General features: G+C 34.7%; 31 protein-coding genes. 25 read left to right on the top strand and 6 right to left on the bottom strand.

The window, feature by feature from the left end; genetic code table 11:
• The first annotated feature begins 8 nt into the window (after positions 1–8).
• Positions 9–440 carry a hypothetical protein gene (locus CAV_RS03010; protein ID WP_094325037.1) on the top strand — a complete coding sequence of 144 codons (432 nt, stop codon included), beginning with the start codon at positions 9–11 and terminating at the stop codon, positions 438–440.
• A 36-nt stretch (positions 441–476) separates the two neighbouring features.
• Here CAV_RS03010 and uvrB read toward each other — a convergent pair whose 3' ends face one another.
• Positions 477–2,450, bottom strand: coding sequence for an excinuclease ABC subunit UvrB (gene uvrB, locus CAV_RS03005; protein ID WP_094325036.1), 1,974 nt, complete (start codon positions 2,448–2,450; stop codon positions 477–479).
• A 200-nt stretch (positions 2,451–2,650) separates the two neighbouring features.
• Between uvrB and CAV_RS03000 the strand changes: the two genes are divergently transcribed.
• From CAV_RS03000 to dnaG, 21 genes are all read left to right on the top strand, one after another.
• Complete coding sequence (locus CAV_RS03000; RefSeq protein ID WP_094325035.1) at positions 2,651–2,878, top strand: hypothetical protein; 228 nt, start codon at positions 2,651–2,653, stop codon at positions 2,876–2,878.
• Positions 2,868–3,119 carry a hypothetical protein gene (locus CAV_RS02995; protein ID WP_094325034.1) on the top strand — a complete coding sequence of 84 codons (252 nt, stop codon included), beginning with the start codon at positions 2,868–2,870 and terminating at the stop codon, positions 3,117–3,119. Before CAV_RS03000 ends, CAV_RS02995 begins: the two co-directional genes overlap by 11 nt.
• Positions 3,120–3,593 (top strand): pilus assembly FimT family protein, encoded by a 474-nt coding sequence (locus tag CAV_RS02990; RefSeq protein WP_094325033.1) that lies wholly within the window; start codon positions 3,120–3,122, stop codon positions 3,591–3,593. It begins immediately after the preceding gene.
• Complete coding sequence (locus CAV_RS02985; protein WP_245807427.1) at positions 3,590–5,434, top strand: primosomal protein N'; 1,845 nt, start codon at positions 3,590–3,592, stop codon at positions 5,432–5,434. The genes CAV_RS02990 and CAV_RS02985 overlap by 4 nt, the downstream gene beginning before the upstream one ends.
• Positions 5,435–6,498: 1,064 nt before the next feature.
• The gene (locus CAV_RS02980) at positions 6,499–6,906 is read left to right on the top strand and encodes a hypothetical protein (protein ID WP_094325031.1); all 408 of its coding nucleotides are present in this window, start codon (positions 6,499–6,501) and stop codon (positions 6,904–6,906) included.
• Positions 6,907–6,915: 9 nt separating this feature from the next.
• Positions 6,916–8,055, top strand: coding sequence for a site-specific integrase (locus CAV_RS02975; protein ID WP_094325030.1), 1,140 nt, complete (start codon positions 6,916–6,918; stop codon positions 8,053–8,055).
• Positions 8,048–8,308 carry a hypothetical protein gene (locus CAV_RS02970; RefSeq protein WP_094325029.1) on the top strand — a complete coding sequence of 87 codons (261 nt, stop codon included), beginning with the start codon at positions 8,048–8,050 and terminating at the stop codon, positions 8,306–8,308. Before CAV_RS02975 ends, CAV_RS02970 begins: the two co-directional genes overlap by 8 nt.
• Complete coding sequence (locus tag CAV_RS02965) at positions 8,305–8,943, top strand: hypothetical protein (RefSeq protein ID WP_094325028.1); 639 nt, start codon at positions 8,305–8,307, stop codon at positions 8,941–8,943. The genes CAV_RS02970 and CAV_RS02965 overlap by 4 nt, the downstream gene beginning before the upstream one ends.
• Positions 8,940–9,218 carry a hypothetical protein gene (locus CAV_RS02960; RefSeq protein ID WP_094325027.1) on the top strand — a complete coding sequence of 93 codons (279 nt, stop codon included), beginning with the start codon at positions 8,940–8,942 and terminating at the stop codon, positions 9,216–9,218. Before CAV_RS02965 ends, CAV_RS02960 begins: the two co-directional genes overlap by 4 nt.
• A complete protein-coding gene (locus CAV_RS02955; protein WP_094325026.1) occupies positions 9,211–9,438 on the top strand; it encodes a hypothetical protein in 228 nt (75 codons plus the stop codon). Before CAV_RS02960 ends, CAV_RS02955 begins: the two co-directional genes overlap by 8 nt.
• A gap of 72 nt (positions 9,439–9,510) precedes the next feature.
• Entirely contained in the window at positions 9,511–10,116 is a 606-nt protein-coding gene (locus tag CAV_RS02950; RefSeq protein ID WP_094325025.1) for a hypothetical protein, read from the top strand.
• Between the two features lie 2 nt (positions 10,117–10,118).
• Entirely contained in the window at positions 10,119–10,277 is a 159-nt protein-coding gene (locus CAV_RS08870; protein WP_157676307.1) for a hypothetical protein, read from the top strand.
• On the top strand, positions 10,274–11,374 hold the full coding sequence (locus CAV_RS02945; protein WP_094325024.1) for a helix-turn-helix domain-containing protein: 1,101 nt from the start codon (positions 10,274–10,276) through the stop codon (positions 11,372–11,374). Before CAV_RS08870 ends, CAV_RS02945 begins: the two co-directional genes overlap by 4 nt.
• Positions 11,374–11,658 carry a hypothetical protein gene (locus CAV_RS02940; RefSeq protein WP_094325023.1) on the top strand — a complete coding sequence of 95 codons (285 nt, stop codon included), beginning with the start codon at positions 11,374–11,376 and terminating at the stop codon, positions 11,656–11,658. Before CAV_RS02945 ends, CAV_RS02940 begins: the two co-directional genes overlap by 1 nt.
• A 90-nt stretch (positions 11,659–11,748) precedes the next feature.
• On the top strand, positions 11,749–12,090 hold the full coding sequence (locus tag CAV_RS02935) for a hypothetical protein (RefSeq protein WP_094325022.1): 342 nt from the start codon (positions 11,749–11,751) through the stop codon (positions 12,088–12,090).
• Between the two features lie 12 nt (positions 12,091–12,102).
• Positions 12,103–13,305: an ATPase domain-containing protein gene (locus CAV_RS02930; protein WP_094325021.1), complete on the top strand. Its 1,203-nt coding sequence runs from the start codon at positions 12,103–12,105 to the stop codon at positions 13,303–13,305.
• A gap of 156 nt (positions 13,306–13,461) precedes the next feature.
• Entirely contained in the window at positions 13,462–13,695 is a 234-nt protein-coding gene (locus tag CAV_RS02925) for a hypothetical protein (protein ID WP_094325020.1), read from the top strand.
• 394 nt (positions 13,696–14,089) lie between these two features.
• On the top strand, positions 14,090–14,296 hold the full coding sequence (locus tag CAV_RS02920) for a hypothetical protein (protein WP_094325019.1): 207 nt from the start codon (positions 14,090–14,092) through the stop codon (positions 14,294–14,296).
• Positions 14,296–14,640, top strand: a complete 345-nt coding sequence (locus CAV_RS02915; protein ID WP_094325018.1) for a hypothetical protein — start codon at positions 14,296–14,298, stop codon at positions 14,638–14,640. The genes CAV_RS02920 and CAV_RS02915 overlap by 1 nt, the downstream gene beginning before the upstream one ends.
• Positions 14,637–14,798, top strand: coding sequence for a hypothetical protein (locus CAV_RS09025; RefSeq protein WP_186821776.1), 162 nt, complete (start codon positions 14,637–14,639; stop codon positions 14,796–14,798). Before CAV_RS02915 ends, CAV_RS09025 begins: the two co-directional genes overlap by 4 nt.
• Positions 14,788–16,389: a DNA primase gene (gene dnaG, locus CAV_RS02910; RefSeq protein ID WP_094325017.1), complete on the top strand. Its 1,602-nt coding sequence runs from the start codon at positions 14,788–14,790 to the stop codon at positions 16,387–16,389. The genes CAV_RS09025 and dnaG overlap by 11 nt, the downstream gene beginning before the upstream one ends.
• A 43-nt stretch (positions 16,390–16,432) precedes the next feature.
• On the opposite strand, the gene CAV_RS02905 is transcribed toward dnaG, so the two are convergent.
• From CAV_RS02905 to CAV_RS02890, 4 genes are all read right to left on the bottom strand, one after another.
• Complete coding sequence (locus CAV_RS02905) at positions 16,433–16,633, bottom strand: hypothetical protein (protein WP_094325016.1); 201 nt, start codon at positions 16,631–16,633, stop codon at positions 16,433–16,435.
• Positions 16,634–17,070: 437 nt separating this feature from the next.
• Complete coding sequence (locus CAV_RS02900) at positions 17,071–17,460, bottom strand: D-Ala-D-Ala carboxypeptidase family metallohydrolase (protein WP_094325015.1); 390 nt, start codon at positions 17,458–17,460, stop codon at positions 17,071–17,073.
• Between the two features lie 448 nt (positions 17,461–17,908).
• Positions 17,909–19,723: a hypothetical protein gene (locus CAV_RS02895; RefSeq protein WP_094325014.1), complete on the bottom strand. Its 1,815-nt coding sequence runs from the start codon at positions 19,721–19,723 to the stop codon at positions 17,909–17,911.
• 3 nt (positions 19,724–19,726) lie between these two features.
• Positions 19,727–20,044 carry a hypothetical protein gene (locus tag CAV_RS02890; RefSeq protein WP_094325013.1) on the bottom strand — a complete coding sequence of 106 codons (318 nt, stop codon included), beginning with the start codon at positions 20,042–20,044 and terminating at the stop codon, positions 19,727–19,729.
• Positions 20,045–20,240: 196 nt separating this feature from the next.
• Between CAV_RS02890 and CAV_RS02885 the strand changes: the two genes are divergently transcribed.
• The 3 genes from CAV_RS02885 to CAV_RS02875 are packed head-to-tail and all read left to right on the top strand — an operon-like array spanning position 20,241 to position 22,382.
• Complete coding sequence (locus tag CAV_RS02885) at positions 20,241–20,810, top strand: hypothetical protein (protein WP_094325012.1); 570 nt, start codon at positions 20,241–20,243, stop codon at positions 20,808–20,810.
• A gap of 9 nt (positions 20,811–20,819) precedes the next feature.
• Complete coding sequence (locus CAV_RS02880; RefSeq protein WP_094325011.1) at positions 20,820–21,185, top strand: hypothetical protein; 366 nt, start codon at positions 20,820–20,822, stop codon at positions 21,183–21,185.
• 15 nt (positions 21,186–21,200) lie between these two features.
• Positions 21,201–22,382 (top strand): phage capsid family protein, encoded by a 1,182-nt coding sequence (locus CAV_RS02875; protein ID WP_094325010.1) that lies wholly within the window; start codon positions 21,201–21,203, stop codon positions 22,380–22,382.
• Positions 22,383–22,738: 356 nt separating this feature from the next.
• Here the strand turns inward: CAV_RS02875 and CAV_RS02870 are convergent, their stop codons facing one another.
• Positions 22,739–22,942 (bottom strand): hypothetical protein, encoded by a 204-nt coding sequence (locus tag CAV_RS02870; RefSeq protein WP_094325009.1) that lies wholly within the window; start codon positions 22,940–22,942, stop codon positions 22,739–22,741.
• Positions 22,943–23,058: the final 116 nt, after the last annotated feature.

The following is a 23,058-nucleotide window of genomic DNA, read 5'->3' as shown; positions in this document are numbered from 1 at the left end:
GGTTTTGTATGAGAACGCTAATTTTCTTGCTATTTTTGCTATCCTTCGCAAAGGCTGATATGTGTTATGATGAAAATATGAAAATATTTTTAAAAACCATGAAGTCTCAAAATTTACCGCTTCAAATTGACAATGTAACATACCTTACCGATGTAGAGTGCAAAAACAACACGATAATTTATCATTATCAGCTTGATTTTAACCGCATTGACAAAAGAATTACTGCAAATGAACAAATGAAAGATTTAATGAAAAAAGGCGTTAGGGCTAACAACAAAAACATATATTGTAATTCAAATTTAATCGCTTGGCACAGAGAAAACAACATAGCAATGCAGTGGATTTATATGCTTGATAATAAAGAATTTATGAGTGTAAAAATGACTACGAAAGACTGCGAGGGACAAAGCAGCGAGTCTAATTTTTATCAAAGAAAATGATGTTTAGCTAAATTTAAGCAAGCTTAGATAAATCTATCACAAGCTTCTAAGCTTATTTATTTCATCTCTTAAGGCAGCAGCCTTTTCAAATTCAAGGAGTTTCGCAGCCTCAAGCATTTGTTTTCTTAGCTCTTTTACTAGCTTTGCCCTTTCACTTGCTGGCATTTTTTCTAGTTTTTTGCTCTTTCTATAAATTTCAGCGTCATTTACCTCATTTTTAAGGCTATCTTCGAGATTTCTTTTAACAGATTTTGGAGTGATATTATGCTTTTTATTATAAGCCATTTGAAGCTCTCTTCTTTTATTAGTTATATCCATAGCTTCTTTCATAGACTTTGTTATTTTATTTGCAAAAAGCAAAACCTTGCCATTTACATTTCTAGCAGCCCTACCCATAGTTTGTATAAGACTTGTGGTGCTTCTTAAAAAGCCCTCTTTATCAGCGTCCATTATGGCTATTAAAGAAACTTCTGGCAAATCAAGCCCTTCTCTTAGCAAATTTATGCCTATTAACATATCAAAAGCACCTGTTCTAAGCCCCCTAATAAGCTCGTTTCTTTCTACAGCGTCAATGTCTGAGTGCATATACTTTACCCTTATGCCCATTTCTATGTAGTATTTGCTAAGTTCCTCAGCCATTTTTTTAGTAAGCACTGTTACTAAAACTCTTTCGTTTCTAGCTATAACCTTTTTCGCCTCATCAAATAAAACCTCAACTTGATTATCAAGTTTTTTAAGCTCTATAAGAGGGTCAAGAAGTCCCGTTGGACGCATAATTTGCTCAAATACATTTTCTTTGCTAAGCTCAAGTTCCAAAGCTGCTGGAGTGGCGGAGACGAATAGAAATTGACAATTTTTATTTATAAACTCATCAAACATCAAAGGGCGGTTATCAAGAGCACTAGGCAAGCGAAAACCATAATCAACCAAAGTTTGCTTTCTACTTCTATCCCCAGCAAACATTCCACGAAACTGGGGTAATGAAACATGGCTTTCATCAACTATAACAAGAAAGTTCCTATCATTTATAGCAAAATAATCAAACATCGTATAAGGAGTTTGCCCCTCTTTTAAGCCCGTTAAATGCCTTGCGTAGTTTTCTATACCTTTACACATACCCGTGCTTTCAAGCATTTCTATATCAAATTCAACCCTTTGCTTTAGCCTTTGATACTCCACAAGTTTATTTTCATTTTCAAAATAAGCTAGTCTAGCAGCTAGTTCCTCTTTTATGTCCTTAATAGCCTGTTTAAGCCTTGTTTCTCCCACGCTAAACTGGCTTGTTGGATAAAGAATAAATCTTTTTAAATCCTTTATCTTTTTATTTTCAAAAATATTGTAATGATACATCTTTTCAAGCTCATCGCCAAAAAACTCAAGCCTTATCACCTCATCTTCATAATAAGCTGGAAAAATATCAACTATATCTCCACTCACCCTAAAATCAGCCCTATCAAAATAAGCATCATTTCTTTTATAACCCATATCCACAAGTTTTTTTAAAAGCTCTTTTTGTGAAATTTGCATACCAAGCTCAAAGATTAAAACCATACCAACATACTCATTTGGATTTCCTAAGCCATAATTTGCAGACACGGAGGCTATGCAAACAACATTATCATAGCTTAACAAAGAAGCCGTTGCACTTAGTCTAAGCCTTTCTAAGTCCTCATTTACGGAGCTATCCTTTTCTATAAAAACATCTGTTCTTGGTATATAAGCTTCTGGCTGATAATAATCATAATATGAGATAAAATACTCCACATAATCACTTGGAAAAAAGCCCTTAAATTCACTATAAAGCTGGGCACAAAGGCTTTTGTTATGAGACATTACTAGAGTTGGCATAGCTAAGCTTTGTATAACATTTGCCATAGTAAAGGTTTTTCCACTTCCTGTTACTCCTAAGAGGGTTTGGTATTTATTACCCTCTTTTATACTTTTTACTATCTTATCTATGGCATTTTGCTGGTCAAAACTAGGAGAAAACTCACTTTTTAAACTAAACATAAATCCTCTTTAAAAAATCATGATATTAGCTTAAAATACATAAACCTGCCTTTAAAATCCTAAAGAACTTAAAAAATTTTATATCTAAATTCAAGGCAAGATTGCAAAAATTAAAATATATTTTGAAATTACCCTAATTTTTTAAGTTTTATTTTGATATAATCTTGGCTAAATTTTTTGTAAATAAGGGTCGGTTTTCTATGGATGATAAGATTATAAACACTTTAACAGACAAGGTAAATGAACTTTTAGAAAGATATAACGAGCTTTGCGAGGCAAATGAGAATTTAAGAAATGAATTAGTAAGCGTTAAGGCACAAAACGAGGCTAAGAGCAATGAAATTTTACGCTTGGAAGAAGAGCTTAAGAGCAAAAATTTAGTAAGCGAAGATATAACCAAGAAGATAGAGGCTGTGCTTGGCAAGTGATGGACTTAAACAAGTAATTATAAATGTCTCAGCAAAAGACTTCATCGTAAAGTGTGGCGGGGACTTCGCTAAGTATCTAGAAACTGATATTGACCTTATCTCAAACGGAACCAAAAAGATAGAGTTAAAGCAGTTTGTGGATTCTTTTGTCAAAAAAAGCTATGAAAATTACATACTTCAAAAAGAAATCAAAAAGCTTGTAAAAACACTAAACGAAGAGCTACCCAACAAACAGCTGTAAATGAAATTTCAAAAGGCTTTTTCACTTTTAGAGCTCATATTTGTAATGCTTATCATCGCTCTTTTGGCCAGCATTGCACTTCCTTACTTTTCAAATAGCAAAAGCGAAGCCATGCTGTTCAGGCTAAAGGCCGATTTAGCAAGCATTCAAAGTGCTTTAGCCTACGCGCAAAATGAAAGAATTTTAAAAAATATCCAGCAAAACCCGGCCGTGCTTGATGAAGCCTTGATAAATACCGAAAAACAAAGCCTATTTTACTGCTCAAACGACGAGATAAAAGCTTGCACAGGCACTTCTTGCTGCTCATTTTCCTTGCTTACAAGCCCCATTTACTCAAACAAAAAGGGCTGGATGAAAATAGCTCATAACAAATACAGATTTTTCCTAAGCCCAAAAAGATACCTAGACTTTGAATACGACCCGAAAGAATACAGCTTTAAGTGCACAAGCTCTCTTTGCAAGGATTTGCTGTGAGATACTACGAAGTGGCCATTAAAGGCATGTTTGTCGATACTCTCACCTACGAAAGCGTTTATGAGTGCGAGAGCTTGGACGAGGTTTTAGTAGATATAAAAAACAAAAAAGATGTAAAAGCTGTTGTGCTTAAAGAGTGCGAAAAGCCAAAGTTCAAGACAAAAAGCATAAAGTCAAAAACAGGGCTAAAGCTTTCTTTAACGCAGTTTGAGCTGGCTAAATTTATAAGCTTTTACTACAGCACAAAGCTTTCTTTTGCCATGATGAATTTTGAGTGCCTAAAGCCTTATAAGTGCGAAAAATTAGAAATCAAAAAAGAACCCCAGCTAAGCGAAGCACAAAAAAAGGCACTTGAGTTTTTAGAAAAAGAAAACTCAAGCTTGCTTTTTGCAGACACAGGAAGCGGAAAAACCGAAATTTACATAGCTCTAGCCAAAAAATACATACAAGAAGGCAAGCAAGTGCTCATTTTAATGCCTGAAATCGCCCTAACCCCGCAAATGCAAAAAAGATTAACGCTGTATTTTGAGGATAAGTTCTTTATATGGCACTCAAAAATTAGCAAGAAAAAAAAGGAAGAGAATTTAAAAAGACTTCAAAACGGCGAAATTTTGCTCGTAGCCGGAGCAAGGTCAGCCCTTTTCCTACCCTTTGTAAATTTAGCTCTCATCGTAGTAGATGAGGAACACGACAACTCATACAAGGCTAGCAACAATCCTAAATTCAACGCAAGAGATTTAGCACTATTTTTAGGACAAAAGCTAGATATAAAAGTTGTCTTAGGCTCGGCAACTCCAAGCGTGACTAGCTATTACAAGCAAAAAAGCTTTAGGCTTAAGGGCACATTTTTCAAAAGCTCTAAAGAAATAATTTATGATGATAACACCCTAAGCCTTTCAAGCACTGTTTTAAGGGAGCTTAGAACCAGCCTTAGAAGCAACAAACAAGCCATAATCTTTCTGCCCAACCGTGCAAATTTCAGGCAAATTTTTTGCCCTAGCTGTGCAAACACCATAAAATGCCCATTTTGCAGTATAGCCCTTTCCTTGCATAAGGATAAAAATGCCCTAAAATGCCACTACTGCGGCTTTGCAAAAGAGATAGACAAAAGCTGCCCAACCTGTAATAACCCTCTTTTGCAAGCACAAAAAATCGGCACGGCCGAGCTTTGCGACATGCTAGAAAAGGAGCTAAAGGATTTTAAGGCCGTAATTGCTAAATTTGATAGCGATGAGATAAGCTCTTTTACAAAGCTAAATAAAATTTTAAAGGATTTTAACGACAAAAAAATCGACATTTTGGTGGGCACCTCAATGCTTGCTAAGGGGCATGATTATCACAGCGTTGATTTAAGCGTGATTTTGGGGCTTGATGAGTATTTATTTAGGCCAAATTACAAGGCCCTAGAAGAAAGCCTATCCCTTGCTATGCAAGTAGCTGGTAGGGCTGGTAGGGCTGGGGAAGCTAGAGTTTTACTACAAAGTAAAAATCAAGATTTTTTTCAAAAATACATGAGTGATTATGATTTATTCTTAAAAGATGAGCTAGAACACAGGAAAAAACTCTACCCACCCTTTGTGAGATTATCAAGAATTCTTATAGAGCACAAGGACGAGGAAAGGGCGAAAAATTTATGTTTTAGCTTGGCTTCGCAGTTTTTAAAGCTAAAAAGTTTAGAAGTTGTTGGGTACGGTGCTTGTGCTATATCTTTGATGAATGCTAAATTTAGATTTTATATCTTGCTTCGTTCACGCTCTTATGAAGTTTTGATAAAGGCCGCAAATTTCGCTACGCAGTATGAAAATGTAAGCTCTGATATAGACCCTATAGACTTTTCATAAATTTAGCCTAGCTTTAACTAGGCTAAAAATTTTCTTTATAAAAAATTGCAATATCAAGTTTTATTGCCAAAATAAACTTAAAATAAAAACCCTGAGTTTTAACTTAGAATTTCAAAGAATTCTAAGTTTGTAAATTCAAAGCCCTTAAAACTAAAGTAGAAGTATTAAAACTCCCACCTAATCCCAACTTGTCCACTTATAAAAGAATCAGCATTATCATATACTCTTTTTGATATAAGACTTTTAGCAGCTAAGGACAAGTTTAAGGCTAAACCATCATTATTAAGGTCTATTTTTCCTCCTGCTAGTATTTGAGCATAGGTTCTATTCTTAGTAACTTCTTTAGTATCTATAGTAATGACATTATTAGACCCAGCTAAAACTACATTATAAAAAGAAGCATCATTACTTGCAAAATGTTCTATCTTAGGTCCTATGAAAAAGAAAGTTTCTCCGTAAAAATGTTTGTGTGTCTTATTTGGGAGTGTTTTTGTAATTTAGCTAAAAATGCTTACAGATGGGCGATAGAAAGCACAAAGTAAGAGACTTTTTAGGATTTTTTAGGGAACTTAGAGGGGGTAAAAGACCCAAGCACCCTAAATTTATCCTATTAAACAATGTGTCTTTTTTCTTGTCAAATACCGCTACAAACTTACTTCAAAGTGTTTTGTGTCTCAGCTATTTTTAAGGGTAAGCCTTGCGAATGCTAGCCTTATTTTGCTCTTAAAAGCTTTTAAAGCTCTTAGAAGTCAAAGAACAAGCCTAAGCATAAAGCTTACACAAAGACCTTGCAAGGCTTAAGCTTGATTTTAAGCTCACAAGCCAGCTTATGAGGCACCCCGTAAAAAAACAAAACCTATGGGATTAGAGCTAGCCCTTTAAAAGTTAAATTTAAGCTTTCATGAGGGGCATTTGGTGGCTAGCTTGAGTTTAGCCTTTGTAAGTTCTTTTTAGCACAAAGCAAAAGAGCAGTCTAAATTTAAGCACAGCCTAAGTCAGCAAAGGCTTTTAAACGCCTTGGCAAGCCTTTTATGAGGGCGATATTTTGAACTTAAGGATAGACAATGAAAAAATCTATAATTTTAGTAAGCGGTACAAACAGCTTAAATTTTTATCTTGAGGACGAGGAATTTCAGTTTGAAATATCTTTTAATTGCATTTATCTTTTTTTTAAAACTAGACATTTTACTATAGATAAAACTCTTTGCGTTCTAACTTTGAGCGAAGGAGAGAAAAAGCTTATAAATGATTACTACGAAGATAATGGCTTAGATGATAATGTCGACCTTGAGAGTATTTTAAAATTAGACTTTTTCAAACATCTTAAGGTAAATCTTTTAACTAATCTATCCACCTTGCTCCATAAGGCGCTCTATGCTAATCAATCCACCATCTATATAGATACTCTTTTTAATGAAGTGCTAGAAGAGTTTGAAAGAGATTTAAAAAATGAATTCAAGGTGCATTTTTAAGGAGGATACATGCAAACAACACAAATAAGTTCGGTAAATACCTTTTTAAGAAATCAAAAAATTTACCTAGACATAAGAAGCGAGGGAAAAAGACTAAGACTAGCTACAGGGCTTAAAAACTCAGCCCTAGCCTTGAAATTTGTAAGGGCAAATTATGAGCTTTTTTTAAGTAATAAGGCTAAGGCACAGGCTAAGTATTACGAGTTAGAGGATAAAAAGACTATGAAGCTTTTAAAAAAGGATGAGCCAAAAAGCCTAAATGATGAGCTTTTTATAAGGCTTACAAATGAGGTCAAAAACGCCTTACATTTAAAGCAAAGCAGCAAAAAGAGCTTTACATGTCTTTTTAAAAGCATAGAAGGCTTTTTTCTAAGTAAAAATTTAAAGCTAAAAGGCTTTAAAAAAGAGCATATAAACGCTTTTTATGGGTATTTTAAAGCAAAAAATAACTCAAATAAACACATAAAGATGAAATTTATCTTTTTATCAAGGCTTTTAAGCTTAGCACTTGAACAAGGTTTTATAAGTGAAAATGTCCTTGCTAAAATCCCTAAGCTAAAGGCTGATGAAAGCGATTTGCAAAAGACTTTTAAAGAGCTTTTAAGCTATGAGGATGTGCAAATTTTACTTAAAAAAGCACAGGGCGAGTTAAAAAATTATCTTTTCATAGCCCTTTTTACAGGTGCTAGAACGGGCGAAATTTTAGCCTTGCAAAAAAAGGATATCGACTTTGTAAATAAAAGCATAAGCATAACCAAGACAAAGCACGAGGATGGCCGCCTTGACACTCCAAAGACTAAAAGCTCGTATAGGAAAATTGATTTATTGCCTGTGCTTGAAAATAAGCTTTTAAGACTATGTGAGAGGTTAAAAGATGAGGACTTTTTAATAAAAGAAAATGTTTATAAGCTAAGAAGCGATTTTAAAGCCTTGTTAAAGGACTTAAATTTGCCTGAGCTTCGCCTTTATGATACCAGACACAGCTTTGCAAGTATTATGCTAAGCAAGGGCGAAGAGCCTATGTGGGTTGGTTGTAAGATGTTAGGGCATAAAAACCTAAACGAAACCTTTAAAACTTACGCCAAATACCTGCCACAAGAGGTCAAACAAAGGGCAAGTTTTATAAATGAAGGAGAATTTGATGAGTGACAAGCTAAAAGAGGAAATAATAAAAGAGGAGCTAAAAGAGCTTATAGATGAAATGCTTATAAATTTCATCTCGGTTTTACATATCGACAGCTCTTATGCTTTGACTTATCTTGAAAATGCCTTAGCAAATTTCAAGGCTTTTATAAGGCTAAAAGGAAGCGATGAGAGTGAAATTTTAAAGGAGTTAAATATAGCAAGTGATGAAAAGGCAGATGAGATAGTAAGAAAACTTTTAAGAGAGGATAAGAGATGAAAGTAAAAGAGCTTACTAAGTTTGACAAAACGTTAAAAGAGAGGTTTTGCAATTATTTAAAGAAGTATTTCAAGGAGGATTGCGAAGTAACCTGGGTATTTGATGACAAAATATCAATTGATATTGATTTTGAAGTTGTAGATGAAAAAGAGCATGCATATTTAAGAATTACAGATGGGGAGAGTTACAAAATATACTTAAATGAATTAAGTAGTAATATAAACATTCTAGACTTTAAAAAATACATAGATAAGTTTTTAAATGAGGAATATAAAAAGAAAGACTATATAAACACAAGGGATTTTAAAAAGATATGTGCTTTGTATGATAGCCTTGGTGTGAAATATAAAAAGGACGATATAAAAGAATTTTACAAGGCAATAGCCTCCGTTTTAAGCAAAGATCGCAAGCCTTATATTTTGGATAGTAAGAAAATTTTTGCTTATTCTAATAAAAGATGCGCGCAACAAGATATATATAGCGATGGAGAAACGCTTACTTTTGCGGTGCATTTATGGAACGATTTAAGAATTATTAAGACGTCTTTTGATGTTAATTACGAACAAATAAACATTTTAACACTGGCGCAAGAGCTGGTAAATATGCAAAAGAAGCTGGAGGAGATTATAAAATGAAGCGATACAGCTTAAATAGCATAGTTGGCGGACGCTATAAGGCTATTATTTTAAAACAGCTTATTAAGTCCTTAGTAGATGTTAAGACTTTAGGTGAGAGGCAAGGTAGCAGATTACCTAAATTTTACACATTAGAGGAGCTTAGGATAATTAGGGACGCTTGTTTGAAAAGACGGGCAACAATCAAAATCGCATATTATGCAGAAACAGAGGAAGCGCGCATTTTTTCAAAGTTGGCAACATTTATAAAAGAGGAGGAGCAAAAACATGCTTAACACAAAGGAAATAATTAAGAATTTAAAACAAAGACTAAGCGCTAAGGATAGGGTAATTGAAAACTTAATGGAGGAAAACCAAAGACTAAATACACAAATTAAAAATATAGTTGATTTACACCTTGAAAAGCTTAAAAATGAGCTTCACGAAAAAAAGCTTAAAGAGCAAAGCTACGAGGGTTGGAAAGCCTTGCAAGAAGATAGCTTTATAAGGGGCTAAGATGAATATTATTTTAGCAGGTTTATTAGGTGTGAATTTCTTTTTTGATTTTAACGCAACAAGGAGTGAAATATGCTCATAAAGGACTTTATCACAAGAATTAGAACTAGGCTAAAAGACACGGGCTCTTACAAAAGATACAGCGATGGTGAGCTTATGGATACCATAAATCAGGAGCAAAACATAATCATTTATGAATTTGATATGAATGTAGGCCATTTTACAAAGCAAATAAGCCCTGATGATAATGCCCTAAGCTTACCAAAGGTTATGCTTAAGGTGGTGCATTCAAAGCTTGATAATACGAATTTAAGCCTTAGAAATTACAAAGAGCACCTGCAAAATCCACAAAGTAGCGTGCATTTAATGAGCTTTTCAAATATGCAAACAGTAGCGGTTGTTCCAAAGGACAAGGCAAATGGCAACTTAGAACTTTGGGCGAATTTATGCGTTTTTCATAAAGAGCTAGATGAGAGCCTTTTTGTGAATGATTTGTTTGTATCTTTGCTTTTGTATGGCTGTTTAAGGACTATTTTACAAGCTGAAAATAGCGAGGTGTCTTTGCAAAAACTAGCATATTACGAAAGCATGTATAAAAAGGAAATGGCAAGTATAAAAGACATAAGCTCAAGGGTAAAAGAGGAAAATATCTTTTACTCAAAGGTAAATAAGGTTTAAAAATGAATGTTGCTTTCAATAAAAATGATGGCTTGCTCGGTAGATCGGGGCAGGCCTTTAGCAAAGAGAGTGCGAAGCACAAGAGTAAAGTGGCTTTAACGCATTACTACTTAGACATAAATTTATTTTTTGATTTTAATAATACAAAGGATATAAAATGATAATCAAACCAAAATATAACAGCAATTATTCAGTTATACCAAATGAGTTAATAAAATGCGAGCATTTAAGCGATAAGGCTTTCCGTTTAGCTTGTTATTTGCTTTCCTTGCCAGCTTCTTGGGAGGTAAATACCGCTCATTTAGCTAAGGTTAGCGGGGGTTCTACAAGAAGCATACAAAGAGCCTTAAAAGATCTTATAGACTTAGGTTTTTTGCAAAAAATTCAACACATCGATGAAAAAAGCGGCAAATTCTTAAGAAAGGCTACTTATGTTTTTATAAACAACGAAGAAGAAAAAGAAAGCTCACAAGAGATAGAAAAAGAGCTTAAAGAACAAATTGATTTAAGCATTAAAAAAGAGCTAAATTTGCCTTTAAAAGATGAGTGGATTGCTGAAAAGATAGAGGAGATTAAAGCCCTTGATAAAGAGGATTTAAAAGAAATTGAGCAAGAGCAAAGCTCTAATTTAAACGGCTTTGAAAGCAAGGAACAAAAGCAAGAGCCTAAAAATGCAGATTTTAAAGATGGCGACAAAAACACGACAAGCGGATTTATGTCGCACATATTAAATAAAGAATTTTTACAAAGTAAAAATTCATTCCTATCAGCTTTTTTAAAGAAAAATTCCTTTGCTAAGGACTGCTATTTGATGAAAACAAATGACAAATCCTTGCTTTTTTTATACTCTAAAAAACAAAATGTAAAGCCTAATACCTTTGATTTTAGCGGACTAAGTGATTTTGAAATTTTAAAGCTAAATGAGTTTTTTGCCTACAAGCAAAAAAGTGGCAAAAGATTACTAGCACTTTCAAAGCAAAAGATTATAAATCAGTGCAAGGACTTTAAGCTAAAAGGACAAAATATAGGGCTTATCATCGATAGAAGTATAAGAAATGGCTGGGCTGGGCTTTTTTCACTTAAGACAGATTTACACACAAAAAAGGCTAAAGAGCTTAGTCAAAAAGAGATTTTAAGGCTGGTTTTAGAACAAGAGCCAAATTTTAATTTCAGCCAAGATTATGACTTAAGCAAGATTAGCATAAATGGCAAAAGCGTTAGCTACATCGAAGACAAAGACGAGTTTAAGGTTGTTTGATGGCTTATCTTTATAAAGAGGCAAATCCTAGAGTAAAAATTCACAGCTCAAGCTTTTATCTAGAGCAGGATTTTTTAAACAGACTTGATGCGATGGCAAATTATTTTGGCACTTCAAGGTCGGTTTTTGTGGAGGGTGTTTTAAAACTAGCTTTTAAAAGCTGTTTTGATGAAAGGGTATTTTATGAAGAATTTGAAAGAAAAAAAGCTAAGAAAAAAATTTTTAATGCAAAAAAGCACCATAAAAAAGCTAAACAAAGTAAGCAAGGCACAAAACTTGTCTAAGAATAAAATTTTACTTTTAAGTGTGAAGCTTTTTAAGGATAGCTTTTTAAAATCTGATTTATTTGCTGATGAAATTTTAGAGGACAAAAAATGACAAAAAGCGATTTTAAAGCAGCGGTTTTAAGCTCTGAGTTTTGTAAATTTAGCAAGGATGAGAAGAGGCATTTTTTAGAGCTTTTAGAAAGTTTTGAACCACTTTTTGAGGACTTTTTTGAAAATGTTTTTTTTGCACTTATCTTAAATCACCGCTTTTTTTATCTCAAAGAGCTTATAGAGCTTTTTAAGCAAGAGACAGAAAATGACCTAGAAAAGTTAGCAAAGCAAACGAGGATTAAAAATTTTAATCAAAAGCTTTTTTTAAGCGAGAGCGAACTTATAAAAAGATTTTTTAGGAAAAAACTTTATGAAAAATTACCTAAATGGTTTATATAAAAGGAATAAATAATGCTGGAACAAGAGATCTTGAAATCTTTCATAGCCTATCCGCATTTAATAGATGATTTCTTAGAAAAAGCACCCTTAAAATGCTTTTCAAAAGAGGCACAGCCTTATTTAAAAATCATCTTGGATTTAAAGGATAAGAATTTATTAAATTTGTCTGTTTTTATGCAAAGTGTGGATAAAAATCAGCAAAAAAGTGAGTATTTTTTAGGACTTTTGTCTGCTGATGAGAGCCCTTTATTTGTGCAATACGCTTCTTATTTGCTAAAGGCATACAAGCTTAAAAAACAAGAGGAAATTGCAAACACCTTAATGCAGGCTAGCAACGCAAACACGCTTTTAGACTTGGACTTTTTAAGCAAGGAGCTTGAAGTTGAGGCTAAGGACATTTTGGACCTAAATAAATGGCTTGAGTATTACGAAAAAAAGCCAAGTATGACAAAGTATAGCACCTCCTTAGCCTTTTTAGATAATGCCTTTGAGGGTGGTTTTGAGTTAGCCCAGCTTATGCTTATAAGCGGCGATGAAGAAAGCGGAAAAACTACGCTTTGTGTGCAAATTTTAGAAGAATTAGCAAAGACCACAAAGGTGGCTTTCTTTTCTTTTGAATTTACTGTGGAGCAGTATTTAAGAAGCTTTAAGGAGCTAAACAAAAAAACCCGCTTTGAAAATTTCTTTTTGATAAATGATGGGTATGAACTTTTTGAAATCGTAGATAATATCAAAAAACTAGCAAAGCAAGGCGTAAAGTTTTTTTTAATCGATTCACAAATGCGTATAGAGGTAGATAGCAAGGGCAAACAAGCCTTAAATATGGAGGAAAAAGAAAGCTTGAAATTTTCAACACTTGCTAAGCTTTGCCACGCCTTAGAAATCTTTGTGTTTTTGATAGTTCAAACTAGCAAAAGCGACACTACAAGCCCAACAGGCTCTAAAAAAGGGGCTCACGAGGCAAGTATCATCCTAAGGATAGAAAAGATAAAGCCTGATAAAAACGACATCGCACAAAAAAATAATGACTTTGATGAGTTTAAAAGGGTTTTAATCTTAAAGAAAAACAAGCAAACAGGCAAGCATTTTAAGGGCGAGGTTGCTTTTAATCCACAAAAACGCAAATTTTCAGACCTAGGAGTGGCCCAAAAGCCAAAATCTTATGTTGATATGAAAGAGATTAAAAGCGAACTTGAGTATTTGGATATATTTTAGGCGGCTCTCTTGGACTGGCTTTGTTTTTAGAGGGTTTAAACTCGCAGGGCTTGGACTTGGTCGGGCAGGCCTTTGGCAAAGAGAGTGCGAAGCACAAGAGTAAAGCGATTTTTACGAAACTTGTTTTGTAAAAATGATAGCAATAAAAGGAAAAAGATGAATTACATAGCAAAACTAAGAAAATTAGGCGAGGCAGAGCAAAAACTGCAGGATTTAATGGTGCATTGTGAAAATGGCAAAAGTATGAAATTTAGCAAATTTCAAAAAGACTTTGACTTTTTAAGATTTAAGTTGCAAGGCTACGAGCTTACGCCTAAAAGCAAGGAAGCGGTAGCAAAAGCAAGGAGCGAGTTTTTAAAAGCTAAAAAAGAAGTTAAGAAAAGGAGTTAAGGATGTATTTTATTTTAGGATTTATAACAGGGCTTTTTGCCTATATCAATGTGTATTTTTGGGGCAAAATTTATAGAGAAAAAAAGAGTAAAAAAACTTGACAAAACAAATTAAAAATGTTATAATAAACCTACAAAACAAAGATAAAATGTTTTGTAGGAAGGAGGTTTTAAAGCTATGGGAAAACTTGATTTAATGATTAAAATTGCCGTTTTAGTCTATATCCTAATCAAGACCCTTAAGCTTTTACTAGCTTAAGTAAAAGGGCTTTTAAGCCCTTTACAAAGCTTTTAAAAAATTATAGCACAAGGAGATAAAAAATGAGTGAAATTTTAGATATTTTAGAACTTGTCATACTTGCTTATATAGCCATTATGATAACAAAGGACAAAAAATGACTTATGAAGAATTTAGCCTCAGGCTTAAAGAGCTAGGTTTAAGCAAAAAGGACTTTGCAAATTTAACAGGACTTGAGGCTACAAGTGTTACAAATTGGAAGGCAAAAAACGAGGTAAAATCAAGCTGGGTAAAATCTTGGCTTGATAATTACGAAAAGGCTTTAAAATTTGAGAAAATCAAAGAGCTTGTAAGGGAGTTTTGATGTTTGATAGTATTTTAAGTTTTTTGTTATCAAGTGCAAGTGTTGATTTTTTTGTGGGATTTTTACTAGGTTTGGCTGTAGCTTCTATTATTTGCTATAAAATTTTAACAGACAGGGCAAAAGTGCAAGAAGAAAGCTTAAAAGAAAAAGATAGATTGCTACACGATAAAGAAAAAGAATATCAAAAGCTTTTAAACGAAAAAGAACGTTTAAGGCTTGATGAGATAAAGGCAAAGAATGAGGAAATTAAAGAGTTAAAAGCAGAGATTAACTATCTACACAAAGACCTTGCAAGGCATAATATGCAAGAATCCTTTGTAAATGTTTTTGGAAGTGAAAAATGAAAAAAGATTTAAATTATTACCTATATTTGCCTTATGAAATCATCTTAAGAAAGTTAAGCGATGATGAAGCTTATCAAGCAAAGCAGCAGTGCGGTCGCAGGGCTTGGACGGGTTTTGTAAAAATGATAGCAATAAAAAAGGCTTACAATGATTTCTAACATAGATGAGATAAAGGCAAAGGCTGATATTTTAAGCGTGGTGGAGCATTTTTTGCCCTTGCAAAAGGCAAACGGACTTTTTAAGTGTTGTTGTCCTTTTCACGAGGAAAAAACGCCCTCATTTACTCTAAATACAAGGCATAACTACTTTTATTGCTTTGGTTGCAATGAAAAAGGCGATGTCTTTTCTTTCGTGCAAAAATACAAGCACCTAGACTTCACAGAAGCTGTAAAAGAGGTCGCTAGGATTTGTAATATCGAGCTAAAAGAAGCAGGACAAGCTTTAAAAAGAGCTGATTACACAGAGCTTTTGGAAAATATCAACTCCTTTTTAAAAAGCTCTTTAAAAGAGGATGAAAAGGCACTTGATGAGCTTTATAAAAGAGGCTTAGAAGCTGAGGATATAAACAAATTTGACATAGGATTTTTTAAGGATTTGCCAGCTTTGATGAAGCTTTTAAGCAAGGAGGATTTAAAAAGAGCCTGTGAGCTTGGTTTCATCTCTTTTAATGCCAAAAACAACAGCTATTACTCAATGTTTATAAACCGCTTTACCTTTGCCTTAAGGGATAATGCTTATAAAATCATAGGCTTTTCATCACGCAAAACAAGCTTTTTAAAATGCCTAAACGAGGAGGCTAAGTACTACAACTCAAAGGAAAGCTTTTTGTTTAAAAAAAGCGAGTTTTTGTATAATCTCGTAAATGCCCGCCAAAGTATCTTAAAAGAAAAAGAAGTCATCATTTTAGAGGGCTTTTTTGATGTTTTTTGTGCTAGAAAATACGCACTTTCAAACTGCGTAGCAACTTGTGGCACGGCACTCAGCTTAGCTCATTTATCCCAGCTTAAAAAGCTAAGCGATGATTTAACTTATATCCTGTTTTTTGACAAGGATAATGCCGGAGAAAATGCAAATTTAAAGGCTTTAAAACTCTTTTTTAAGGAGGGCATTTTTAAGCTAAAGGTTAGAGTTTTAAAGACCAGGTGTAAGGATTTGGGCGATTTGCTCTTAAAAAAGGAAGTAAATGCTGAGAATTTAAAGGAGTATTTTCACGATTACACAGGGCTTGAGTATTACATAAAGCTAAATTTATTAAGAGCGAACAAGGACAGCCACAAAGAAAACGAGCTTTTTAAGGAGATAAAAGAGCTTGTAAATTCGCAAAATTTCTTTTTAAGGAGCGAGCTTGTAAAGGAAGCTGCAAGGCATTTTAAGTGCGAGGAAAGGCTTTTTAACCTAAATGAGAGCTTAAACAAGGCAAAGCCTGTTTTATCTTTAGAAAAAAGCATTTTAAAGGCTGTTGCAAGTGATGAAAAGAGCCTTTTTTTAGCTAAGAATTATCTGCATAAAAGCGATTTTAAGGAATGCGGTGCTGATTTTGATGCCTTTGTAAATGAAAATGTCTTAAGTGAAAGCTTAAAGATGATTTTGCTTGATGAAAATATCTTAAAACCTGATGAAAAGCTTTTTAAAGAGTGCCTAAAAGGACTTAAAAAGCTATCTTTAGAGGCTGATTTAAAAAAGGCTAAGCTAAGTGCAAATTTAAATTTGATAGTGGAGCTAAAAGAAAGGATGAAAGGCCTTGCCTAAGTGCTCTTTTACAATGTTTTTAGCACCAAAGGCGTATCTAAAACTACTCTTTGCGTTTTAGCTCTTGTCTTAGTTCTATTATCATAGTAATGAGTGGCAAAAACCAGCTAGGCACCTCGCAAACAAAGCCCCATTTAGAAACCGTATCGCTTTTATAACCTACAAAGCGTGAAAATTCAGCCTTGCTTTTAAACCCAGCCCTTTTTACAAGTGAGCTTATTTCTTTTTGACTTAATTTCTGCATATTTAGCCTTTAAGCCTCAGCCCGTCCTACACAACTGAGACTTTAAATTTTATTTATCTGTTTAAGCAAGGACTAAGTAGGACGAACCTATAATTAAGCAGGTTGTTTTATTGAAAGTAGCACGGCTTAGCTTTTAAGAGCTAAGACCAGTGCGGTTAAAACTATCGTAAAAGCGATAAGTTCCACCATCGCAACTCCTTTCAGCTAAAGCCTCAGTCAGTCGCCTTAAACATTGGATAAATTATACCCATATTTTACTTATATCTTACTTAAAAACTTATATAGTTATAACAATTTTAGTTATAAAACACTTCAAAATCGCAGGAAAAATAAGAAGTGCTGTCGTTATACATATGCCTATAACTTTTCTTCCCCCCCCCCCCTCAAGTCCTACCTGAGTTGTTGGGGTGTGGAAAAATTCTTTTTGAATTTTAATATTAATTATAAGTCCATCTAGCCTTTTTGCCTCTTGTGTCTAAATGCACAAAGCCTTTGTAAGCGTCGTTGTAATTATGCTTTATGGCTATTCCGTAAGGCTTATCGCCGTATTTTTCCAAGACGAAGCTATGCACATCAGCAGTCTTAACGCCCTTAACGATAAAATCCACCGCAGAACCTATAGTGTGCTGTGAGGATTTCGCACCGCCTACCTTTGCATTGTGCGTAGGGCAACGATAGCCCGAGTTTATGATAATAGGAGCCTTATAATGCTCTCTTATCTCGCATAAAGTGTCGATAAGCTCATCACTTGGCACATTTTCAGGTAATTTACACTTGCCACACCTGCACTTAAATTCATCGATTATAAAATATGGGTTTGATTTCATTTTTACCTACTTTCTATGCTATCATTTTTACAAAACAAGTTTTGTAAAAATCGCTTCTCTAAAGGCCGAGCCCGCCCTGTCCTGTGGCTATCATTTTTTGCCAACAAGTTGCCAAAAAATCGCTTCTCTAAAGGCCTGCCCCGTCCCGTCCATTGCGACTGCCTTTGCTTAACAAGTGAAGCAAAGGCCGCACACTAAAAGCCGAGCCCGTCCTGTCCTTTTTAAACCTACTTTTATTACTATCATTTTTACAAAACAAGTTTTGTAAATTTAAACTAAACAGGGCAGCCTAAGCTACCCTGTTACTTAAGAAATTGTAAATTGTTTTAAAGCTTGTCCTGCTAAAGCAGGTGTTAAAAGAGCTTAACTCTAAACCTCAAGGAAAGATACAAGAGAATTAAAACAAAAAATGAAAATCTTAAAAAGGGTTAAAAAGCTAGAAAGAGAGCTAAACTCCCTCTTCCTCGAACAAAAGCCTCACATACTCATCAAAATGCTTTTGCAAAAGCTTGTCAAGCTCTTGTTTTTGTGTCTCGTCTTTAACAGGGATTTCTAAAAAGCCTTGTTCAAGGCTATCTTTTAAAAATTTGATGATTGTCTTATCCTCAAGATTAGCTAGATATTCTTTATCGTCTAAGTAGATAAGCTTAGGGTGCTCAAAGGCTGGTTTGCTTTTGTCGATGGTGTGTTGCCAATATGTCCAAACGCCTCCATTGTTGCCACCAATAGTGTTGGGTGTCGTACGTGTACTAATCTTAAAAATATCTACTTCTATATTATCAACAATTAAATATTTATTATCCCACAGATTATATTTATCTCCTATATCAACATAAGCAAAGTTGTTAATTATAGTCTTTTCACCCATGCAAAATTTAGCAAAACTTAAAAAACTTTCATAAGTAGGGAACATCTTTTTAAAGTCATTTTCTTTCATATTATCGAAAGAAAAAAGGTAAGTGCTAAAAAGATTAAACGAATTTTTATAATTAGTGTTGTTGTAATTAGTTACTGTAAGTGGATTATATGAAGGCGATAATTTGTGATTATAAAAAATATACTTGGCCACAGAACTCATATCGCCAATCCGTTCAACGCTAAACACCTCCTCGCCCAAAAACACAGCTTCAAACACTTGCCCTAGCATATCCACATAAAACATAGCCTTTTCATCATCAGGGATATTTGTGGCAAACAGCTCTTTTAAATCCTTATACATCGTTTCATACACGCTTTGTTCTTGATTTTTTATATCCACCTCAGGCACCTTAAAATGATACATCTCCTGCGTAAAAAAGTCCCTTAAAAGCCCCTTTTGATATGCCCTGTTTTTTTCTAAAAAATCAAGCTGACATTTTTGAGACTGAAAGGGCTTTATGGTTGCAGCATCTATCCTATTCCAAGTGTATTGAAAGGTATTAGAATCACCAACTCCTAAGCCGTAACCTTGCTCAAGCATTTTTTGAAAGCCGCTCGTGCTTTTAATGCACCTTGCCTTATAAGCCTCATCCACAAGCATAGCGTATTCGTTCGTGCTGATAGCCTTTACTAAAGGCACATCACCGCCTAGTGTCTCGTTAGCGTAGTTGATATTGCCCGCGTCCTTTTTTTGATAGCGGTTATAGCTCATCTCCTCAGCCTCATCTAAGGGCTTAAGCTCGCCATTTATGCCTTTCATCGCGTCGTAAGGCTCGCTGTATCTAAAATTTGTGTTTTGTCCGCCTAGTTGGTTATCATTATAAACGCTACCTTTTGGCAGGATTTCATAAGGGGCGTAGATTAAAGAATTTGTTAAGGTTTCACTTTTTGCCTTGGCCATTCTAGCATCTTGTACGCTTTCGTTTAAGCTTGAGCTTGCTATCTCACCATACGCTCCTATCTCGGCATTTAAAAGCTTTTGTTGATTGTAAGCAGTGCTAACTACGGAGGCTATATTAGCTGTTATATTCGCAGCAGAGACTAAAGAACTAAACCAAGCAGGCAGGGTCGAATTCGCTATCACATTTAAGCCAGGTATAAACTGAACCACGATATAAACGGCTAGGATTAGCAAATTCACAGGGTTTGTGATGATATTTACCAAAGCACCTAAGAACCCTCTTTGAGCCATTATATAGCCGTAATCGTTTGCTTCGCTGTAAAGTGAATTTACATCTATTCTTAGGTCATATTCTTTTATCGTGCGTCCCCAATTTTCAAGGGCTCGGTTGCGAAATTTTTTTATCCTTTTTGCAAGCAGTGTCTTTTTTAAAGAAAAAGCCATATTTTAGTATCTTGAAAAGACTGAGCCTATCATATCTACATTGTCTTGCAAATTCTTTTTATTTTCCTCGTAGCGTTGGTTTTCTAGCCTTGCTTGCTCTTTTTGTAGATTTAGATTATCCTTTGCGATATTCACCATTTTTTTACCATTTCCAAAAGCAGAGTCCAAAGCACCAAATAAAGACCCAACACCACCTAATAACGAGCCTATTCCTTCTAACATTCCTCCTCCTTTCGCAGCTTTTGTTCTCTCTTTGCTTGCTTGCGGGGCACCAGCACCGGTACCGGCGAAAAATCCTCCAGCTATACCATCGGGAAACATCATGCCACCTTTGAGATTATCATTTATAAAAGAATTTAAACAAAAATAAGAGCTTTAAAAAAGGGTTAAAAACAGTAAAAATAAAAAAGGATTATTCCTTTTAAACATTATACACAAAAAGAGCTTGCAAAACTTTAACCCTTTTTAAAATTTGAAAAAAGCCTTAAGATTTGACAAATTTTTATAAAGGAAAAGTATGCAAGAAAATCAACCATCCCCTTACGACACCTCGCAAGATAAGGCTAGGTTTGAGGCTTTAAACAACGAATTAGCACAGGCTGAGGCTTCTTTAGAAAACAACTTCATAGATTTTGCAGTGCAAAATTTAGATGAAAAGGCTGAAGAGCTCTTTTTTGAGGATAAAAAAGCCTTTATTAAAAACCTGCTAGATATGCAAAACGCTCACTACGCCCAGCAAGTAGGCAGTAAAAAAGAGGAGTTAGCAAGCTTAGAAAACTCCATTAAAGAAAAAGAAGGCTTGCAAGGCATAGAAGCTGCGCAAAATGAGTTTTTGCAAAAGCACCCTGAAGCTGACATAAACACTTTAACCGAGTTTTATAACGAGGATTTGGGTAACAAATACAAGGCCGAGCTTGATAAACTAGCACCAAATGAGTTTTTTGAAGTGCTTTATCAAATTTATCAAAGTGCAACAGGCACAGCAGCTAAGCAAGAAGAGGACTTGCCAAAGCAACTGCAAGCAAACGCAAGCGATACACAAACAACATCTTTAAGCAGTGATGAACTGCCAATGAGTAGAATTTAAGGAGAAACAATGGCTATACAGTATGTAAATAATGTCTCTTATCTAGCAAGAGCACAGGTAAATTTAAACGAGGTAGAAAAGGAAAATTTCAAGGCTTTAATGCTGCCTAAGGGTGCTGAAATTTTGCACTTAAGCGTAGAGATAGTAGAGCCTGATACGATGGGAAATACCCTTGATGTAGGGCTTGATGAGGAAAAAAGCTTTTTTATAAGCTCCTTAGGGCTTGATAGCAAAAAAAGCGAGTTAAGCTCTGTGATAACCAGCACGAAACAAAACTCCTTTGTCAGCATTTCAAGAAGCGAGGCTAGTGCTGATGGCGTTGTGGTTATCAGGGCTGAGTATTTTTTACCATCTTTAATAAAGACTGAATATTAGAATAAAGGATAAACAATGTATGCAGAATTAAATCAAATCAATATCGAAAATTGGCAAAGTGACCCAAATGTAAGTATAAACATAGGCAAGGTTATAGAGCTTGCTTCTTGGAAAAAAAGCCCTTTTGAACCCTTTGTTGGAAGCGGAACAGATAGAGGCATAAGAACTTATAAGGTCGATGTTAAAGCACCTTACCGCCCAAGACTTCAAGCTCCTTTAACAGGAAGCGGAGTTAGAGGTAATGCTGACTTTGATACAAATTTAGACACTATGGAGATTTTAAGCCAAACCGTAGAGCCTGATAATGTAGGCAACTCGATGAAAAGCGAGATTAAACAATACTCAGACATTAAAAATATCGACTTCGTAAAACAAGCCGTGCCTAGCCTTACGGATTGGATAGTAAGAAAAAGGGATAAATACTTCGTTACAGCCTTAAGTAATGATGTAACAAATTGCGTAGTAGCTGATGCGGGTGCTACTGGCTTTAAGGACGGAAGCAATGCTAAAAGCGTAAATGAATTAAGCAGACAAATTCAAAAAGGCGATGTTTTAACGGTTAAGGCTTTAAGCAAGGCTATATTTATGGCTAAAAACGGAGTTAAATACAACGGCAAAGAAGCCTTTCCTATAAAGCCTATGCGTTCTACAAGACACACCGTAGGAGGCATTAACATAGAAAATTACTCTTATGTTATCTTGCTTGATAGCTATCAGTGCAACCAGCTAAGAAATGACCCTTTGTGGCGTGAAATGCAAAAAATCGGCGTAAGAGGTAATGAAAACAACATCTTCACAGGTCTTGTTGGAATTATAGAAAATTGCCCTGTTATTGATATGGGTGTTTGGACCAAGCTAAATGTAGGACTTTTAAATAGCGAGGTTAGCGATGCTGAGTATAAAGAAAATATCATAGCCGCTAATTTTTCTAATAAAATCACGCCTCCATCTTACTACACAGACACCCAGCCTTTAAGTATGGGCTTTTTAATCGGTGCTTCTGCTTTGCTAATGGTAGGAAGCGAGCAAACTAAATTTTATATTGATGATATGCAAGATGTTGGAAGAAAGACGATTTGTGGTGTTGATAAGCTCTTTGCTATCTCAAAGGCTAGGTTTCAAAGTCCAGCAGGACAAAGAACTATTTTTGATAACCAAGACTTTGCCACCATAGCAATCTTTTCATCTAAGGAATAAAGGTTACGCCCGTCCCGACCTAAATATCATTTATTCTGTTTTAAAGTTTAGCCGCCGCTGTGCTTTTCTAACGGCTAAAATATTCTCTAAGCTAGGCTTAAGCACAGCTTTTATAGAATTTCGTTCAGTTTGAGAAAGATTTAGTTAAGGAGGTTCAAAATCTCTTTAACTAATGTTAGTATTAGTATCAAGATAGTGAGTATCCTCTCAACCATTAAACCCTCCTTTCCGCCGAAAGAAGTAAGTCTTTAACGCTTAGATGAAATAATTATACCGAAACAAACTTGGAATAACCTTGCAATGTAAGATATTTATTAATCCTTGCAAAGGCGGTGGCGATGTCAAGCTATTAATTTTTAAGCTTCTATCTTTTCATACTTTGAAAGCCTTTTAATAAAATCTAAACAAGGCAAAAACCAGCTAGGAACATTTCTTTGTTTTGTCCACATACCTACGCTATTTGGATTAAGCCCAAAATGACGAGCAAAAGAAGCCTTAGACTTAAATCCCGCTTCTTTTACAAGCCTTGTTATATCTTCTTGTGTTAAATTTTCTTGCATTTTTATCCCTTAAAAGTCTTAGTCCGTCCTACACAACTAAGACTTTAAAAAATTTTATTTATCTGTTTAAGCAAGGACTAAGTAGGACGAACTTATAATTAAATAAGTGTTTTATA

Origin of the sequence: Campylobacter avium LMG 24591 (genome assembly GCF_002238335.1) — a bacterium.
GTDB classification, from domain to species: Bacteria; Campylobacterota; Campylobacteria; order Campylobacterales; family Campylobacteraceae; genus Campylobacter_D; species Campylobacter_D avium.
This window is presented reverse-complemented; position numbering and strand designations above follow the sequence as displayed.